Source organism: Shinella yambaruensis (assembly GCF_050859155.1).
GTDB classification, from domain to species: domain Bacteria; phylum Pseudomonadota; class Alphaproteobacteria; order Rhizobiales; family Rhizobiaceae; genus Shinella; species Shinella yambaruensis.
Window position 1 is genome coordinate 274,337 of record NZ_CP150641.1, and the last position, 17,811, is coordinate 292,147.

General features: G+C 66.8%; 13 protein-coding genes. 7 read left to right on the plus strand and 6 right to left on the minus strand.

Translation table 11 applies throughout. The features are described from left to right. Positions 1 to 318 precede the first annotated feature (318 nt). The 5 genes from WMC41_RS29055 to WMC41_RS29075 form a co-directional block, all read right to left on the minus strand. Positions 319 to 1,884 carry an ABC transporter substrate-binding protein gene (locus tag WMC41_RS29055; protein ID WP_432349699.1) on the minus strand — a complete coding sequence of 522 codons (1,566 nt, stop codon included), beginning with the start codon at positions 1,882 to 1,884 and terminating at the stop codon, positions 319 to 321. 33 nt (positions 1,885 to 1,917) lie between these two features. Further along, positions 1,918 to 3,039, minus strand: coding sequence for a DUF917 domain-containing protein (locus WMC41_RS29060; RefSeq protein ID WP_288082087.1), 1,122 nt, complete (start codon positions 3,037 to 3,039; stop codon positions 1,918 to 1,920). Further along, positions 3,036 to 4,580 (minus strand): hydantoinase/oxoprolinase family protein, encoded by a 1,545-nt coding sequence (locus tag WMC41_RS29065; protein WP_272808969.1) that lies wholly within the window; start codon positions 4,578 to 4,580, stop codon positions 3,036 to 3,038. Before WMC41_RS29065 ends, WMC41_RS29060 begins: the two co-directional genes overlap by 4 nt. Positions 4,581 to 4,583: 3 nt before the next feature. Further along, a complete protein-coding gene (locus WMC41_RS29070) occupies positions 4,584 to 5,087 on the minus strand; it encodes an Lrp/AsnC family transcriptional regulator (protein ID WP_272808970.1) in 504 nt (167 codons plus the stop codon). A 244-nt stretch (positions 5,088 to 5,331) separates the two neighbouring features. Further along, a complete protein-coding gene (locus WMC41_RS29075; protein ID WP_272808971.1) occupies positions 5,332 to 6,378 on the minus strand; it encodes a LacI family DNA-binding transcriptional regulator in 1,047 nt (348 codons plus the stop codon). A 287-nt stretch (positions 6,379 to 6,665) separates the two neighbouring features. Here WMC41_RS29075 and WMC41_RS29080 point away from each other — a divergent pair, with 287 nt between their 5' ends. The 7 genes from WMC41_RS29080 (at position 6,666) to WMC41_RS29110 (ending at position 14,216) form a co-directional block, all read left to right on the plus strand. Next, positions 6,666 to 8,000, plus strand: a complete 1,335-nt coding sequence (locus WMC41_RS29080) for an ABC transporter substrate-binding protein (RefSeq protein WP_244768945.1) — start codon at positions 6,666 to 6,668, stop codon at positions 7,998 to 8,000. A 422-nt stretch (positions 8,001 to 8,422) separates the two neighbouring features. Then, complete coding sequence (locus tag WMC41_RS29085) at positions 8,423 to 9,370, plus strand: carbohydrate ABC transporter permease (protein ID WP_244768946.1); 948 nt, start codon at positions 8,423 to 8,425, stop codon at positions 9,368 to 9,370. Then, a complete protein-coding gene (locus tag WMC41_RS29090; RefSeq protein ID WP_244768947.1) occupies positions 9,367 to 10,308 on the plus strand; it encodes a carbohydrate ABC transporter permease in 942 nt (313 codons plus the stop codon). Before WMC41_RS29085 ends, WMC41_RS29090 begins: the two co-directional genes overlap by 4 nt. After that, entirely contained in the window at positions 10,305 to 10,493 is a 189-nt protein-coding gene (locus tag WMC41_RS29095) for a hypothetical protein (RefSeq protein WP_244768948.1), read from the plus strand. The genes WMC41_RS29090 and WMC41_RS29095 overlap by 4 nt, the downstream gene beginning before the upstream one ends. Before the next feature lie 4 nt (positions 10,494 to 10,497). After that, positions 10,498 to 11,595, plus strand: a complete 1,098-nt coding sequence (locus WMC41_RS29100) for an ABC transporter ATP-binding protein (RefSeq protein WP_432349700.1) — start codon at positions 10,498 to 10,500, stop codon at positions 11,593 to 11,595. Continuing rightward, on the plus strand, positions 11,588 to 12,583 hold the full coding sequence (locus WMC41_RS29105; protein WP_432349701.1) for an ABC transporter ATP-binding protein: 996 nt from the start codon (positions 11,588 to 11,590) through the stop codon (positions 12,581 to 12,583). Before WMC41_RS29100 ends, WMC41_RS29105 begins: the two co-directional genes overlap by 8 nt. 13 nt (positions 12,584 to 12,596) lie before the next feature. Continuing rightward, positions 12,597 to 14,216 (plus strand): dihydroxyacetone kinase subunit DhaK, encoded by a 1,620-nt coding sequence (locus WMC41_RS29110; protein ID WP_244768951.1) that lies wholly within the window; start codon positions 12,597 to 12,599, stop codon positions 14,214 to 14,216. Between the two features lie 322 nt (positions 14,217 to 14,538). On the opposite strand, the gene WMC41_RS29115 is transcribed toward WMC41_RS29110, so the two are convergent. After that, complete coding sequence (locus WMC41_RS29115; RefSeq protein ID WP_244768952.1) at positions 14,539 to 17,721, minus strand: efflux RND transporter permease subunit; 3,183 nt, start codon at positions 17,719 to 17,721, stop codon at positions 14,539 to 14,541. Between the last annotated feature and the right edge of the window lie 90 nt (positions 17,722 to 17,811).

Here is a 17,811-nt window from a genome sequence, read left to right on the forward strand (position 1 = left end):
ATCTTCCGGGCGGACGCGTTGCGCCGGGCCGGATGCGGGGCGCGGGCGCCATGATCGGACGGGTTCGCCTGCGGCATTCTCCCCATGTCGCTGCCGCGACCTCCTCCCCGAGGGGGAGAAGGGAGCAGGCAGGACGGGTCCGCCCCATGGGCACGACCTCTCGCCGCCAAAGGAGAGGTCGCGAGGCGGGAACCCGGCTTCAACGGCACCGTCGAAGAAGGGCGGAGCGCCACCCCACCCGATCTCCTCCTTTCAGGGGGAGATGGCCGGCAGGCCAAGGAGGGGTGCGCGCGCGTCATCTGGGGGTTTCCCGTTCCGTTACCGGCTCAGTTCGTTGACGAAGGTGACATGGCCATAGGCCGGATTGTCGGTATAGCCCTTGATGTCCGAGCGGATGATGTGGACGTTCGGCCGGTCGACCATGAAGACGGCCGCCGCTTCCTCGATCACCGTGCGCTGCGCCTCGATGAAGAGGGCTTCGGCGCGGGGGCGGTCGGTGCCGGAGAGCTTGGCCGCCTCGTCGATCTTGGCGTCCACCTCGGGGTTGGAATAGTAGCCGAGGTTGAAGTTCGGCTTTTCTTCCGTGTGGAACAGGTTGAAGAGGTAGTCGTAGGGCGTGACGAAGGTCGGCCACCAGAACATGACGAAGATGTCCTGCGCGGCCTTCGGGTCCGACTTGCCGAGCTGCCATTGCGCTTCCCAGGCCATAGGCTGCAGCGTCAGCGTGATGCCGAGGGTTTCGAGATTCGCCTTCCAGAGCTCGCCGGCAACGGCCGAAAGCGCCTGGGTGGTGGAATAGGTCATGACCAGTTCCAGCCCCGGCTCGATGCCTTCCTCCGCCAGCAGCGCCCTGGCGGCTTCCAGGTCGGTGCTGGGGATCGGCGCATCGGCGTCATGGCCCCAGATGCCGGCGGGCACGACGCCCTTGGCGCGGGTGCCGAGGCCCATCGTGCCGGCGGCGATCACGTCGTCATAGGGGAAGGCGAGCGACAGCGCTTGGCGCACCTTCACCTTGTCGAGCGGCGCACGCTTGACGTTGTAGAGGCCGAACAGCGTTTCGAAGGAGGGGTTGGAGACGACGTTGAGGTCCGGATTGGCCTTCATCGCCTCGAGGTTCTCGAAGGGAATGGAATAGGTCCAGTCGGCCTGGCCGCTCTCGATCATGTTCTGGGCGAGCGTCGTGTCCTCGATGATCTCGAAGGAGATCGTCTGGAAGGCGCCGTCCGGCACGGTGTCCCAGTAGCCTTCGACGCGGTCGAGCACCGCGCGCTGGCCAGGCTCGTAGCGCGAGATCCTGAACGGGCCGGTGCCGGCATCGTTGCCGGCGTTGAACCAGGCATTGTCCTTGTCGAAGGAGGAGGGCGCGTAGATCCAGGCGGCAAAACCGGCCGAGGCGATGAGGTCGAGCGGCTGCGGCTCGGAGAGCTGGAAGACGACCTTCAGCGGCTCGGGCGTCTCGATCGCGGTGACCGGACCCCAGATGAAGGCCGCGCCGCCGCCGATCTTCTTGGTGCGCTCGATGGAGCCCTTGACGGCCTCGGAGGTCAGCGCCGTACCGTCGTGGAATGTCACGCCGTCGCGCAGGGTGAAGGTCCAGGTCTTGCCGTCGGCGCTCACCTCCCAGGCGGTGGCGAGCCGGGGCTCGATCTTCGCCTCCGTCTTCTCGTCGCCGGGAATGTAGCGCGTCAGGCCCTCATAGACATTGGCCAGCACCGCGCCGTCGTTGGAGAACGAGGTCGCCGGGTCGAGGTCCGGGAAGCTCGTCGGATAGGCGAGCGTGAAGATCTGGCTGGCGCCCTGCGCCATGGCGAAGTTCCAGCGCGCGGTGGCGGCGGTGGCGAGGGCGGCAAGGACGGTGGTCTTCAGGAAATTGCGGCGGTTCATGTCGGGCTCCCAATGGATGGTTTGATCGGACGATCAGGCGTCTTCTTCGTAATGCGGGACTGCGGGCGCATCGGCGGAGACGCCCATCGGCACGAAGTCGAAATCATAGCCGAAGGCCCGGGGGCCGACGGAGGCGAGCGCGATCTCGCTGCGCAGCAGCACCGGCGCGGGCATGGAGAGCACGTCGATGCGCAGGCCGTAGCGCAGCTCCTCCGTGCCGATGGCGCGGCCGGTCTCCGAATCCACGATGCAGATGAGGTCCGGCACCATGGTGATGATCGTCTCGCCCTCGCGGGCGATGAGATATTCGTTCTGGATCTCGACGGTCAGCGTGCGGCCGGCATCGCCATCCAGCCCCGCCACGGTCAGCTTGCCGCGGGTGAAGCCGGCCATGACGCGGCGGCCGATATCGGTCACCTTGCCGCGCATCAGCCGCACGCCGCCGGATTGCTTCAGGATCGCCTCGACCGGGTCCGCCTTGGCGGCGCGGGCGGTGAGCACGGCGTCGCCGAGGCTCCAGGCCTGGCTCGTCGTGTGCGGCACGCCGAAGCGGCGCACGAAGTCACCCGACATCGGCGCGGTCGTCATCAGCGCCGTGCAGCCCATGGCGATGGTGCTGGCGCGCAGCAGCTTTTCCAGCATTTTCGGCGTGGTGGCGTCGGTGACGACCAGCACGTTGCCGTCCGCATCGGCGAGCGCCGCCGGCTGCACCGGCTGGCCGTGGATGAAGAAGGTCGTCATCTGCACCTCCGGGAAGGCGCGGCCCATGCCGTCGGCATCGACGACCGGCAGGTCCACCATGGCCGCCGTCAGCATCGGCGCGATGCCGTTGCCGCCGCCCACCTCGTCGCCGAGCAGCGCATCGACCTTGCGGCCCATATGGCGCTCCAGCGCGTGCAGGAGCCGCACGCCCTCGCCGCCCTCGGCGATCTTCTCGATGCCGACGGTGGGCGCGCCGATGCCGCCGATGCCGATGATCTGCGCATCCGGGTCCATGTCGGCCGGGCGCACCATGCGGATGCGTTTACCCTCCCGCAGCAGCGCCTTGGCGCGCAGCGCGCCGTGATAGGTGCTGCCGCCGCCGCCGGTGCCGAGGATGCCGCAGCCGATGGCGATGCGGTCGATATCCGCCTCGGTGAGCGTCCAGTATTTCATGCCCGCAATTCTCCAATGACTTTCGCCGCGACGCGCACGGCATTGCCGGGCAGGTAGGCGAGCGGCGTTTCCTCGATCTCGGCGAGCGTCGTCGTTTCGGCGGCCGCGCCCGCCTCGACGGCGCGCGCCCGCGCTTCCGCGACGACGGATTCGAGCGCGATCTCGCGTGTCGTGCCTTCCAGCGAGACCACGCTGTCGACCTCGCCGGAAACCTGCGCGATGGCCGCGCCGATGGCGTTGGCCGAGCCGAAATGATCCGGCTTCAGCGAAACGGAGGTGCCCTCCAGCAATCCTTCGACCAGCACGGAGCCGCCGCCGACGAGGATGGCCGGAATCGGCTCGGCGCTCGGCTTCATGCGGTCGAGCACGGTCTCGATGCTGGCCTTCATCTGCGCCAGCATCTTCTGCGCGAAATCCGGCGTGATGTGGGAAAGGCGGCTGCGGTCGCCGAGGTCGACGAGGCCGGCGGCAACCGCAATATCGGTCGCCGTCAGCGTGTCGCCGCCAAAGCACAGCGCCCTTTGCGGCAGGCGGAAGCCGACGGAGTCGGGGCCGACGGTCGGCGCTGCGCCGTCTCGCACGATGCTGCCGCCGCCGAGGCCGAAGGAATAGACGTCGGGCACGCGGAAATTGGTCGGAACGCCGCCGATCATCGCGCCCTCGCTGCGGGTGCGCGGGAAGCCGGCGACGAGCATGCCGATATCCGTAGTCGTGCCGCCGATATCGATGACCGCGGCGTCGGAAAGCCCGGTGAGGAAGGCGGCGCCGCGCATGGAGTTGGTCGGGCCGGAGGCGATGGTGAAGACCGGGTAGCGTTCGGCGAAGTCCGCCGCCATCAGCGTGCCGTCGTTCTGGGTGAGATAGAGCGGGCAGGCAAGGCCGAGCGCGGCGAAGGCCGAGCGGAAGGCGCCGACCGTCTCGCGGCCGAGCGTGTGGAGGCTGGCATTGAGGATCGCCGCGTTCTCGCGCGGCAGGAGGCCGGTGCGGCCGATGCGGTGCGACAGGCTGATCGCGGCATCCGGCATTTCCCCGGCGACGATGGCGGCCGCCTCGATCTCCATGCGCGGATCGACCAGCGCGAAGACGGAACAGATCGCGATGGCGGAGATGCCCCGGGCGCGCCAGTCGCGGCAGGCCGCGCGGATGGCGAGGCCATCGAGCGGCGCGATGTCCGAGCCGTCATAGTTGAGGCCGCCGCCGACCAGCGCCGCGCCGCCCTCGACGATGGGACGCAGGGTGTCCGGCCAGTCGATCATCGGCGGCAGCGAGCGCGTCGCCGCGCCGCAGAGCCGGAGCACGCCGACCTTCTTGAGGTGCCGTCCCTCGACCACCGCATTGAGGAAATGCGTGGTGCCGATCATCACGCCGTTGACCGCGCCGGCGGCGATGCCGGCCTCGGCCAGCACCGTGCGGATCGCCGCGGCGACGCCGGAGGTCACGTCCGCCGTGGTCGCGGATTTCACCGTGGCCAGAACCGTCGTGCCGGAGAGCAGCGCCGCATCCGTATTGGTTCCGCCCACATCCACCCCGATGCGCAGCATGGGTTATCCTTTCTTCTTGCCGCCGAGGTCCGTGCCGCGGCTGATCGCGGTCGTCCTCGTGCCGAATACCTTGTAGAGGCGCAGGACGACCGAGCTCGTCACGCGCTTCACGCCGGGCAGCTTGCCCAGCTCCTGGTCGATGAATTCGAGAAGCGCCGCATGATCGGCGACGAAGAGCGAGGCGCTGAGATTGGCCGTGCCGCTGGTGGCGGCGAGGTAGCCGATCTCGTCATATTCGGCGAGCTGAATGGCGACCTCCTCCTGCCGGCCCGGCTCGATTTCGATCAGAAGCTCGACCTGCACGTCGCGCCCCAGCGCCACGGGATCGGGAATGGCGCCGATGACGATCATCTTGGCCTGCAGCAGGCCGGCGATGCGGTTGCGGATGGTGCGCTCGGAGACGCTGCCGATCCGGCCGGCGATCTCGGCGGCCGAAAGGCGCCCGTCCTCGCTGAGGTAGCGGATGATCTCGCGGTCCAGATCGTCGACGAGGTAGCGTTGGCTCATGCGCGGTTCCATTTCGGCCTGAATGCATCAAGTAGATTTCCGAAACGGAATTGTGTCAAGAATATTTCAGCCATATCGGGCCATTCTTTCCGAAAATATCCCGGTTTTCGGCTTCCGGATGCAGAAAATTGCCGATCCGGCAACCGGAGAGGAGTCTTTCCGGGGCTGTCCGTTGCCGAAACGGAAACGCGCGGACGCAGCCCGCCGCCTGCCATGGCGAGGTTTCCGGACGGCTTTGGAGGGGTCAGAGGCCGGCGGTCTTCCGCAGCGGCAGGTTTTCCTTCAGCAGCACCTCGATGCGGATGCGCTCCTGCGAGGCGAGAAGCTCGCGATGGTCGGCGCGGGCGCGCATGATGCGCAGGGCGCTGCGCACGGCATGGCCGGGGTCCTGCGCGATCACGGCGTCGATGCGCTCGTCCATCAGCGCCTGCGCGCTGAAGGGCGTGTGCTCGTGGGCGATGACGGTGAGGGGGCGGTCCCCTTGCGCGTTCCAGACTGCGGAGAGGGGGACGCGCGCCTCGGAACTCAGGACATAGACGGCGACGGTGTCGGGATTGTGCTGCAGCGTGCGCCGGATGATGAGGTCGGCGCGCTTCTCGTCCGCATAGGTCTCCAGCGAGGGCAGGCTCTCGAGATGCGGAAACTGCGCGTTGATGATGCTGTCGAAGCCGAGGCGGCGCTGGATGCTGTCGAGCGCCATCATGGTCTCGGCGACGACCATGATCTTGCCCGGCCGCGCGCCGATGAAGCGGCCGGCGATCTTGCCGGCCGTCGCGCCGGCGGCGAAGTTGTCGATGCCGACATAGTCGGCGCTCTCCAGCCGCTCCTGGCCGGAGAGGAACTGCACCACCTTGACGCCCCGCTCGACGAGGCGCAGCAGCGCGTCGCGCACCTGCGGCGATTCCGGCGCCATCACGGCGACGCCGTCCACCGCGTCGTGGTCGATGGCGGTGAGGTACTTGGCGACGTGGTGCGGGTCGCTCATCGGGATCTGCACGGCCTCGACCTCGGTAGAATCGGCGCGCAAGGCCTCCTTGGCCTCGCGCACGCGGGCGAGGAGTTCGGCAAGATACTGGTCGCCGGAGGTCGGCAGCACGAAGCGGAAGCGGTAGGTCTTGTTGCGTGCCAGCGCCACGGCGGCGGGATTGCGCACGAAGCCTATGCGCTCGATGGCCTCGGCCACCTTCCTTGCGGCCTTCGGGCTGACATTCGGCCGCTCGTTGAGCACGCGATCGACCGTCGCGAGGCTGACGCCCGCGGCTTCTGCCAGGTCTTTCGCGGTGGGCCGCATTCTCCGCTCTCTTTCACGACGGCGTGATCCTGATCCGATTCCTCCAACAAAAGCAGGCGAAAAGCAAGAATTGAAGTGCGCACCTCAAAAATCGCTTGCATTGAGGTGCGCACCTCAATATGACTCGTTGCGTGGCCGGCAGGAGGAACGGCGCGTGCCACAAGAGGCGGCGCGGAGGAGGAGGGCCCGATTGCGGGCCCGCCGGAAAGCCAGTCCGCGCCATATGCCCGCACCGGGCGTTTTCAGCCTTCCGATGGGGTCGGAAGGCGAGGGAGGAGGTCCCCGCCATGACATTTCGCCATGCCACATCACTGGCCGCTTTCGCGGCCCTCTTGGCTGCCGGCGCCGCAGCCACGGGTGAAGCGAGCGCAAAGGATCTGACGCTGTGCTGGGCCGCATGGGACCCGGCGAACGCGCTCGTCGAGCTCAGCAAGGATTTCGAGGCCAAGAACGGCGTCACGATGAAATTCGAGTTCGTGCCATGGCCGAACTTCGCCGACCGCATGCTCAACGAGCTGAATTCCGGCGGCAAGCTCTGCGACCTGATGATCGGCGACAGCCAGTGGATCGGCGGCGCGGCGGAGAACGGCCAGTACGTCAAGCTCAACGATTTCTTCGACAAGGAAGGAATCAAGATGGACGACTTCATTCCCGCGACCGTCGTCGGTTACGCGGAATGGCCGAAGAACTCGCCGAACTACTGGGCGCTGCCGGCCTTCGGCGACGTCGTCGGCTGGAGCTACCGCAAGGACTGGTTCGAACGGCCCGAGCTGCAGGCGGCGTTCAAGGAGAAATACGGCCGCGACCTCGCCGTGCCGAAGACCTTTGCCGAATTGAAGGACATCGCCGAATTCTTCCAGAAGCGCGAGATCGACGGCAAGACCGTCTACGGCGCGGCGATCTATACGGAGCGCGGCTCCGAAGGCATCACCATGGGCGTGATGGACGTGCTCTACAGCTTCGGCTTCCAGTACGAGAACCCGGACAAGCCCTATGAGCTGGAAGGCTACGTGAACTCCGCCAAGGCGGTGGCGGGCCTGGAATTCTACAAGCAGCTCTACGATTGCTGCACGCCGCCCGGCCATTCCGACGCCTACATGTCCGAGGATATCGACGCCTACAAGTCGGGCCAGGTCGCGCTGCACATGAACTTCGCCTTCACCTGGCCGGGCATCCATGCCGACGCCAATGTCGGCGGCGAGAAGTCCGGCTATTTCCCGAACCCGGCAGGCCCGGACGGCGTCGCCTTCGCCCAGCTCGGCGGGCAGGGCATTTCCGTGGTCGCGGCCTCGGAAAAGCAGGAGGATGCGCTCGCCTATATCAAATGGTTCGCCCAGCCGGAAATCCAGGAAAAATGGTGGCAGATGGGCGGCTATTCGGCGCTGCGCAAGGTGGTCGAGGATCCAAGCTTCGCCACCAGCCAACCCTATGCGCAGACCTTCCTCGATTCCATGGCGATCGTGAAGGACTTCTGGGCCGAGCCCGCCTATGCCTCGCTCTTGCAGGCGGCGCAGAAACGCTTCCACGACTATGTCGTCGCCGGCCAGGGCTCCGCGCAGGACGCGCTCGACGGCCTTGCCAAGGACTGGACGCAGGTCTTCGACGACGAAGGCAAGTACTGACACCGCCGGGCGGCCGGGTTGAACGCAAGCCGATGCGGCTTCCTTCTTCCCATGGGGCAGGGCCATCGCATCGGGGTTCGACACTGCCGTTGTCCCCTTCTCCCCCGCGGGGAGAAGGTGGCCCGAAGGGCCGGATGAGGGGGTGGCTCGGATAGAGCCTTTGCGCCTCCGGCATCCCCCTCATCCGCCTGCCGGCACCTTCTCCCCGCGGGGGAGAAGGGGATGGGGCAGCGGTTTCCTTCTTTCTGCGATGGCGCTGCCCCCGTAGAGGAGAAGGGAAACGAGGCACCTTCTTGCGTCGCGGCCGATCGTCTTCATACTCTGCCCTGTCCCGCCGCCTCCCAGCGGGCCACGGGCGCGGCCGGAGCCGGGGATCTGCCCCGGCTCTGTCGCCGCCCAGTCAGATAGTCAGGGGAACACCCATGCTGAAATCCTCCGTGGACCGGATCGCCGAGGCGACGCCGCACGCCATTGCCAGACGCATGCACGGCCTGTCCGACCGCGCGCTCGCCTGGCTCTTCGTCGCCCCGTCGATCGTGCTCTTGCTGGCGGTCAACATCTTCCCGCTCATCTGGACGATCCGGCTGAGCTTCACCAATTTCCGCGTCAACCGGCCCAATGCCGAGGTCGATTTCGTCGGCCTGAAGAACTATGCCAGCATCCTGTCCGACCGCGACATCTGGCTGACCATGCAGGCGACGGCGCATTTCCTGATCTGGACCATCGTGCTGCAGGTCCTCATCGGCTTCTCGCTCGCCTATCTCATCAACAAGAAGTTCCGCGGCAACGATCTGTGGACGACGATCATCGTGCTGCCGATGATGCTCAGCCCGGCGGTGGTAGGCAATTTCTGGACCTTCCTCTACCAGCCGCAGATCGGCCTGTTCAACTATGCGGTCGGCTTCCTCACCGGCGCGGATCCCTCCAGCTTCTCGATGATCGGCGACGTCAAGCTCGCGCCCTGGGCGATCATCATCGTCGACACCTGGATGTGGACGCCCTTCGTCATGCTGATCTGCCTTGCGGGCCTGCGTTCCATTCCGGGGAGCATCTATGAGGCCGCCGAATGCGACCGCGCCAGCAAGTGGCGGCAGTTCTGGACGATCACCATCCCGCTCGTCCTGCCCTTCCTGATGCTCGCCGTGCTCTTCCGCGGCATCGAGAACTTCAAGATGTTCGACCTCGTCGTGCAGCTGACGGGCGGCGGCCCGGGCTCGATCACCGAGCTCACCTCGATCAACCTCAAGCGCGAAGCCTTCGAGAAGTGGCGCACCGGCTATGCCTCCGCCTATGCCGTCATCCTCTTCGTCACGGTCTTCGGCCTTGCCTCGATCTACGTCAAGGCGCTCAACAAGGTGAAACAACGATGAGCAGCTATTCCGTCACCGAGCCCTCGCCAAGGCAGAAATGGGTCGCGGGCATCCTGGTCGTCGGCTACGCGCTGATCACCATCCTGCCGCTGGTCTGGATCATCGCCACCAGCTTCAAGACCCCGTCCGACGCCATCGCCTATCCGCCGAAGACCTTCTTCACGCCGACGGTGGAAGGCTATGTCAACGTCTTCACCACGCGCACCCGGCTTTCGACCGAGCAGTTGCAGGCGCTGGGCGAGCCCACCACCTGGTACGACAAGCTGGTGCGCAAGGACGGGCTCGTCATTTCCGGCCCCTCGCGCTTTGCCGAACGCTTCACCAATTCCGTCATCATCGGCTTCGGCTCGACGGTGCTCTGCATCGTGCTCGGCACGGCGGCTGCCTATGCCTTCTCGCGCTTCAAGGTGCCGCTGAAGGACGATCTTCTCTTCTTCATCCTCTCGACGCGCATGATGCCGCCGATCGCCGTCGCCATCCCGATCTTCCTGATGTTCCGCTCGCTCGGCCTCAGCGACACCCATGCCGGCATGATCCTGCTCTATACGGCGGTCAACCTGTCGCTCTCGGTCTGGCTCTTGAAGGGCTTCATCGACGAGATCCCCGTCGAATACGAGGAGGCGGCGCTGATCGACGGCTATACCCGCTTCCAGGCGTTCTACAAGGTCGTGCTGCCGCAGGCGGCGACCGGCATCGCCTCCACCGCGATCTTCTGCCTGATCTTCGCCTGGAACGAATATGCCTTCGCCGTGCTGTTGACATCCGGCAACGCCCAGACGGCCCCGCCCTTCATTCCCACCATCATCGGCGTCAGCGGCCAGGACTGGCCCGCCGTCGCCGCCGGCGCGACGCTCTTCCTCGTGCCGGTCATGGTGTTCACCATCCTCCTGCGCAAGCATCTCCTGCGCGGCATCACCTTCGGAGCAGTCCGCAAATGACACGATTTTTCAACGGCCTCCTGCATTTCCGGCGCAGCGCCTGGGAAATGCTGGCCTCGGTGCTGATCGCGGCGGGCGTCGTCATGCTCATGCAGCCCTTCGCGCTCACGCTCTATTCCTGGTCCTTCGTCGTCACTCTCCTCGGCACGGTGATGTTCATCATCGTCAGCCATTTCCCGGAATAGGCCGATGGCGCAGATAAAAATCCAGAACGTCCGCAAGGAGTTCGGCGCCTTCACCGCGGTGCGCTCCTCCTCCTTCACCATCGAGGACGGCGAGTTCTTCATGCTGCTCGGCCCCTCCGGCTGCGGCAAGACGACGACGCTGCGCATGATGGCCGGCCTCGAACTGCCGACCTCGGGCGAGATCTTCATCGACGGCGAGGAGGTCGGCATGAAGCCGGCCAGCCAGCGCGACATCGCCTTCGTCTTCCAGATGTTCGCGCTCTACCCGCACATGAACGTGCGCAAGAACATCTCCTATCCGCTGGTCAGCCAGGGCATGAAGCGCGAGGAGGTGAAGACGCGCGTCGCGGAGGTCGCCCGCATCCTCAGAATCGAGCATATCCTCGACAAGCCGGTCGGCGGCCTTTCGGGCGGCGACCGCCAGCGCGTGGCGCTCGGCAGGGCCATCGTGCGCCGGCCGAAGGCCTTCTTCATGGACGAGCCGCTCGGCGCGCTCGACGCGGAATTCCGCGAGCACATGGCGGAAGAACTGCGCGCGCTGCACGACCGCATGGGCGCGACCACCGTCTATGTCACGCACGACCAGCTCGAAGCCATGCAGATGGGCGACAAGATCGTCGTCATGAACCATGGCGTCGTGGAACAGTTCGGCCGGCCGCAGCAGATCTACGACTGGCCGGCGACGAAATTCGTCGCCCAGTTCATCGGCTCGCCCTCGATGAATTTCCTGGAGTTCGAAGGCATGATCGGCATCGGCGGCAGCAGCGTCGATCTCGGCGGCGTCACCGTCGCCGTGCCCGCCGCGCGCGAAGGCCGCGACGGCCGCCTGACGCTCGGCGTCCGGCCGGAACATGTGAAGTTCCGCGACGATGCCGCCTATCGCGGCCGTGTCAGCGCCGTCGAATATCTCGGCACGACGCAGATCGTCACCCTTTCGACGGAACACGGCGAGGTGAAAGCCCGCATCTCCTCGGCGCAGCTGGTGCGGGAGGAGGAGCTTGTCGGCCTCGATTTCGACGCGCGGACCCTCTCGCTCTTCGATGCGGAAAGCGGCAAGGCCCTCCTCTCGGAAGGCAATGAAGGAGTGCTCGGACATGGCTGAGGTCGTGCTTGAAAACGTCACGAAACGCTTCGGCGGCACCGTCGCGCTCGACAACGTCTCGCTGACGGTGCCGGACGGCTCCTTCGTCGTCCTCCTCGGCCCGACCGGCGCGGGCAAGACGACGGTGCTGCGCATGGTCTCCGGCCTCGACGCGCCCGACGGCGGCGAGGTCTTCATCGGCGGCCGGCCGATGAAGGGCCTGTCGCCGGCCGAGCGCAATGTCGCCATGGTCTTCCAGCAATATTCGCTCTATCCGCACCTCACCGTCCGCCAGAATCTGGAGTTCCCCCTGAAATCCCCGCTCCTGAAGACGCCGAAGGCGGCGATCGACCGGAAGGTCCAGGAGGTCGCGGAGGTGCTGCAGATCGCCCACAAGCTGGAGAACAAGGCGACGGCGCTTTCGGGCGGCGAGATGCAACGCGTCTCCATCGGCCGCGCGCTGGTGCGCAATCCCGAGATCTTCCTGATGGACGAGCCGCTGAGCTCACTCGATGCCAAGCTCCGGGCGGACCTGCGCATCGAATTGAAGCGCATCCAGGCGAAATCCGGCGCAACGCTGCTCTACGTCACCCACGACCAGATCGAGGCGATGACCATGGCGACCCATGTCGGCGTGCTCAATGAGGGCAAACTGGTGCAGTTCGGCTCGCCGCGCGAAGTCTACGAAGAGCCCGTCAGCGTCTATGCCGCGACCCGCCTCGGCCAGCCGCGCATCAACGTGCTGCCGGCCGACCTCTTCGCCGGCGCGCCATCGGGGGCGAAAAGCATCGGCCTTCGCCCGGAGCACATCGCGCAAGGGGAGGGGGAGGAGGCGCTGGTCAAGCGCGTCGAGCATCTCGGCGACCAGACGCGCCTGCACCTTTCCTTCAAGCGGCACGACCTCATCACCGTCACCGACGCCCACACGCCGCTGAAAGGCGGCGAGACCATCCGCATCCAACCGTCGCGGCCGCTCTATTTCGACGCGGCCGGCATGCGTTTAGCCTGAGGAGAGAACAACCATGGCGCAATTCATCAACAAGCGCGAAGACGTCGTCACCGAGGCGATCGACGGGGTGCTCGCCCTTTCGGGCGGCGCGCTGACCCGGCTCGACGGCTATCCGCATATCCGCGTCGTCAAGCGCAGCGACTGGGACAAGTCGAAGGTGGCGCTCGTCTCCGGCGGCGGCTCCGGCCATGAGCCCGCCCATGTCGGCTTCGTCGGCAAGGGCATGCTGACCGCCGCCGTCTGCGGCGACGTCTTCGCCTCGCCCAGCGTCGATGCCGTGCTCGCCGGCATTCTCGCGGTGACCGGCCCCGCCGGATGTCTCCTCATCGTCAAGAACTATACCGGCGACCGCCTCAATTTCGGCCTCGCCGCCGAGCGGGCGCGTGCCTTCGGCCTCAATGTCTCGATGGTCATCGTCGGTGACGACATCGCCCTGCCCGACCTGCCGCAGGCCCGCGGCGTCGCCGGCACGCTCTTCGTGCACAAGATCGCCGGCGCGCTCGCCGAACGGGGCGCCGACCTCGACACGGTCACGGCGGCCGCCAGGAACGTCATCGCCGGCACGCGCTCCATCGGCATGTCGCTCGACACCTGCCGCGTGCCCGGCTCGCCGAAGGAGGACCGCATTCCCGAGGGCAAGGCCGAGCTCGGCCTCGGCATCCATGGCGAGGCGGGCGTCGAGCAGATCGATTTCGCCGGCGCGCGCGCCTCGGTCGCCACCATGGTCGAGCGGCTTGCCGCCGTCATGGGCGAGGGACCGCATGTCGCGCTGATCAACAATCTCGGCGGCGCGTCCGTCTTGGAAATGTCGGTGCTCGCCCATGACCTGCTCGGCTCCTCGGTCGGCGCGCGGATCACCCATGCCATCGGCCCCGCGCCGCTGATGACCTCGCTCGACATGCAGGGCCTTTCCATCTCCGTCTTCCCCGCCGACGCGGCCGAGCTGGAGCTCCTGAAAACCCCCGTGCCGATCGCCGCCTGGCCCGGCGTCTCGGAAGTCCGGCCGATCGCGGTCGCGGCCCTGCCGGACGGCCTGACGCCGATCACGCCGATGCCCTCGAACCACGAGGCGACACGCGCCTTCGTCATCAACTGCTGCAACGTGCTGATCGCCGCCGAACAGGACCTCAACGCGCTCGATGCCAAATCCGGCGACGGCGACACCGGCTCGACGCTGGCGGGCGCCGCCCGCGCCCTGATCAACGCCATCGACCGCCTGCCGCTCTCCGACCACACGCAGCTCCTGCGCGCCATCGGCCAGGAGCTGAGCCAGACGATGGGCGGCTCCTCCGGCGTGCTGCTCGCCATCTTCTTCGCCGCCGCCGGCGACGGCGCCTCCAGCGGCCTGCCGATGCGCGAGGCCCTGCGCGCCGGGCTCGCCCGCATGCAGGAGATCGGCGGCGCCAGCATCGGCGACCGCACCATGGTGGACGCCCTCTCCCCCGCCCTCGAAGCGCTCGGTGAGAGCGTGGCGGCAGCCGCCGGCGCGGCCCGCGAGGGCGCGAACTTCACCGCGACGCTGACGCGCGCGAAGGCGGGGCGGGCGGCCTATATCAACGCGAAGCAGCTTGAGGGGCATGTCGATCCCGGCGCGGAGGCGGTCGCCCGGCTGTTCGAGCATCTGGCGGCTTGAGGGGCGTCGAAAAAATCAAGGCTGGGGCGGCGATGGTGCCGCTCCGGCCTTTTCGTTTGCGGTGAAGACCCCCTCTGCCTGCCGGCATCTCCCCTTGAGGGCAGGCGAGTTGCATATGGAATGAGGCGACGCGTCTTGCCCCTTCTCCCCCGCGGGGAGAAGGTCGCGGCAGCGGGATGAGGGGGTGGCGCAGATGTCGGACGGTGTGCAAGCCCCCTCATCCGGCCCTTCGGGCCACCTTCTCCCCGCGGGGGAGAAGGGGAAAGCAGCAGCGTGCTGCCATATGCAATTCGCCTGCCCTTGTGGGCAGGGGCCTTCCGCTTTACACCGCCTGCGTCTCTCCCTCCATCGTCGACTTGCCATGCTGCACCAAAGGACGGTTGCCCGCCAAACGCCGCAGCAGCACGTAGAAGACCGGCGTCATGAAGATGCCGAAGAAAGTGACGCCGATCATGCCGGAGAAGACGGCAAGGCCCATGGCGGCGCGCATTTCCGCGCCCGCGCCGGTGGACAGGACCAGCGGCACGACGCCCATGATGAAGGCCATCGAGGTCATCAGGATCGGGCGCAGGCGCAGGCGGCTCGCCTCGATCGCGGCCTTGATCGGCGTCCTGCCCTCGAATTCCAGCTCGCGCGCGAATTCGACGATCAGGATGGCGTTCTTCGCCGACAGGCCCACCAGCACCACGAGGCCGATCTGGGTGAAGACGTTGTTGTCGCCGCCCGTGTACCAGACCCCGGCGAGCGCGGCGAGCACGCCCATCGGCACGATCAGGATGATGGCGATCGGCAGCGTCAGGCTTTCATATTGCGCGGCGAGCACCAGGTAGACCAGCAGCAGCGCCAGCGGGAAGACGACGATGCTCGAATTGCCGGCGAGGATCTGCTGGTAGGTGAGGTCCGTCCACTCGAAGTCGATGCCGGGGGGCAGCGTCTCGGCCGCGATCTTCTCGACGGCTTCCTGCGCCTGGCCGGAGGAGAAGCCGGGGGCCGGGCCGCCGTTGATGTCGGCGGCGAGGAAGCCGTTGTAGCGCGTGGTGCGCTCCGGCCCGGTCGTCGCGTCCACCTTGAGGAGGGCGGCGAGCGGGATCATCTCGCCCGTCTGCGAGCGCACTTTCAACTGGCCGATGTCCTCCGGCTTGGCACGGAACGCCGAATCCGCCTGGACGCGCACGGAGTAGGTGCGGCCGAACGCGTTGAAGTCGTTCACATAGAGCGAGCCGAGATAGATCTGCAGCGTCTCGAACACGTCGGTCACGCGCACGCCGAGCTGCTGGGCCTTGGAGCGGTCGAGGTCGGCGTAGAGCTGCGGCACGTTGATCTGGAAGCTGGAGAACAGGCCCGCCAGCTCCGGCGTCTGGTAGGCTTTCGCCAGGAACGCCTGCGTCGCTTCGTTGAGCGGCCCGTAGCCGAGGCCGGCGCGGTCCTCGATCTGCAGCTTGAAGCCGCCCGTCGTGCCGAGGCCGTTGACCGGCGGGGGCGGGAACATGGCGATGAAGGCATCCTGGATGGCGCCGAACTTCTGGTTCAGCTGCATGGCGATCGCCCCGCCGGAAAGCTCCGGCGTCGTGCGCTCCTCGAAGGGGGCGAGCGAGGCGAAGACGATGCCGGAATTCGAGCCGATGGTGAAGCCGTTGATCGACAGGCCCGGGAAGGCGATGGCGTGCTCGACGCCCGGCTGCTCCAGCGCGATCTCGCTCATCTTCTTGATGACCTCTTCCGTGCGGTCGAGCGTCGCGCCGTCCGGAAGCTGGGCGAAGCCGATGAGGTACTGCTTGTCCTGCGCCGGCACGAAGCCGCCCGGCACGGCGTTGAACACCGCATAGGTCGCGCCGACGAGGGCGAGATAGACCGCCATGACCAGGGACTTGCGCGTGACGAGCCCGCCGACGCTGCGGCCGTAGCCGTTGCCGGCGGCGCTGAAGGCGCGGTTGAAGCCGCGGAAGAACCAGCCGAACAGGCCGTCCATCACGCGCGTCAGCCAATCCTTCGGCGCATGGTGGTCCTTCAGGAGAAGGGCGGCGAGCGCCGGGGAGAGCGTCAGCGAGTTGATGGCGGAGATGACCGTCGAGATCGCGATGGTGAGCGCGAACTGGCGGTAGAACTGGCCGGAGAGGCCGCTGATGAAGGCGAGCGGCACGAAGACGGCGACGAGCACCAGCGCAATGGCGATGATCGGGCCGGAGACCTCGCGCATCGCCCGGTAGGTGGCTTCGCGCGGGGACAGGCCGTTCTCGATGTTGCGCTCGACGTTCTCGACGACGACGATCGCATCGTCCACCACGATGCCGATGGCGAGCACGAGGCCGAAGAGCGTCAGCGCGTTCACCGAGAAGCCGAAGGCATACATCACGGCGAAGGTGCCGATGATGGAGACCGGGACGGCGAGCAGCGGGATGATCGAGGCGCGCCAGGTCTGGAGGAAGATGATGACGACGAGCACGACGAGCGCCACGGCCTCGAGCAGCGTGTCGACGACCTTGTCGATCGAGGCGCGCACGAATTCCGTCGTGTCGTAGACGATCTCGTATTTCACGCCCTCGGGCATGGCGATCTGGAGCTGGTCCATCGTGGCGCGGACGTTGTCGGCGATCTCGATGGCGTTGGAGCCCGGCGCCTGGAGCACGGCGACGGCGACGGCCGGCTCGCCGTCGAGCAGCGAGCGCAGCGAATAGTCGGCCGCGCCCATCTCGATGCGGGCGACGTCGCGCAGGCGGGTGATCTGGCCCTCCGCGCCGGTCTTGACGATGATGTTGCCGAATTCCTCCGGCGTGCGCAGGCGCCCCTGCGCATTGACGTTGAGCTGGAGGTTGACGTCGTTGGCGGTGGGCGAGGCGCCGATGATGCCGGCGGCGGCCTGCACGTTCTGCTCGCGGATGGCGTTGGAAATGTCGCTGGCGGCGAGCGCATGCTCCGCCGCCTTCTGCGGATCGATCCAGACACGCATCGCATAGTCGCCCGCGCCAAAAACCTGGACCTGGCCGACGCCCTCGATGCGGGCGAGGCGGTCCTTGATGTTCAGCGTGGCGTAGTTGCGCAGATAGGTGATGTCGTAGCGGTCGGTCTTCGAGACGAGGTTCACCACCATGATGAAGTCCGGCGAGCTCTTGACCGTGGTGACGCCGAGCGCGCGCACTTCGGCCGGCAGGCGGGGTTCGGCCTGCGACACGCGGTTCTGCACGAGCTGCTGGGCCTTGTCCGGATCGGTGCCGAGCTTGAAGGTGACCGTCAGCGTCAGCACGCCGTCGGAGGTCGCCTGGCTGTTCATGTAGAGCATGTCCTCGACGCCGTTGATCTGCTCTTCGAGCGGTGTCGCGACGGTTTCGGAAATGACGACCGGGTTTGCGCCGGGATAGGTGGCGCGCACGACGATCGAGGGTGGCACGACCTCCGGATATTCGGAGATCGGCAGGGCGCGCATGCCGATCAGGCCGGCGACGACGATGAGGATCGACAGCACCCCGGCGAAGACCGGGCGATCGATGAAGAAACGGGAGATGTTCATGGCAATACCCCTCTCCAGGGACGAACGGGCCCATCCGGCGGGCGATGCGCCGCCGGCGGGCATGGAATTGTTGGTATTGGCGGCCTCTAA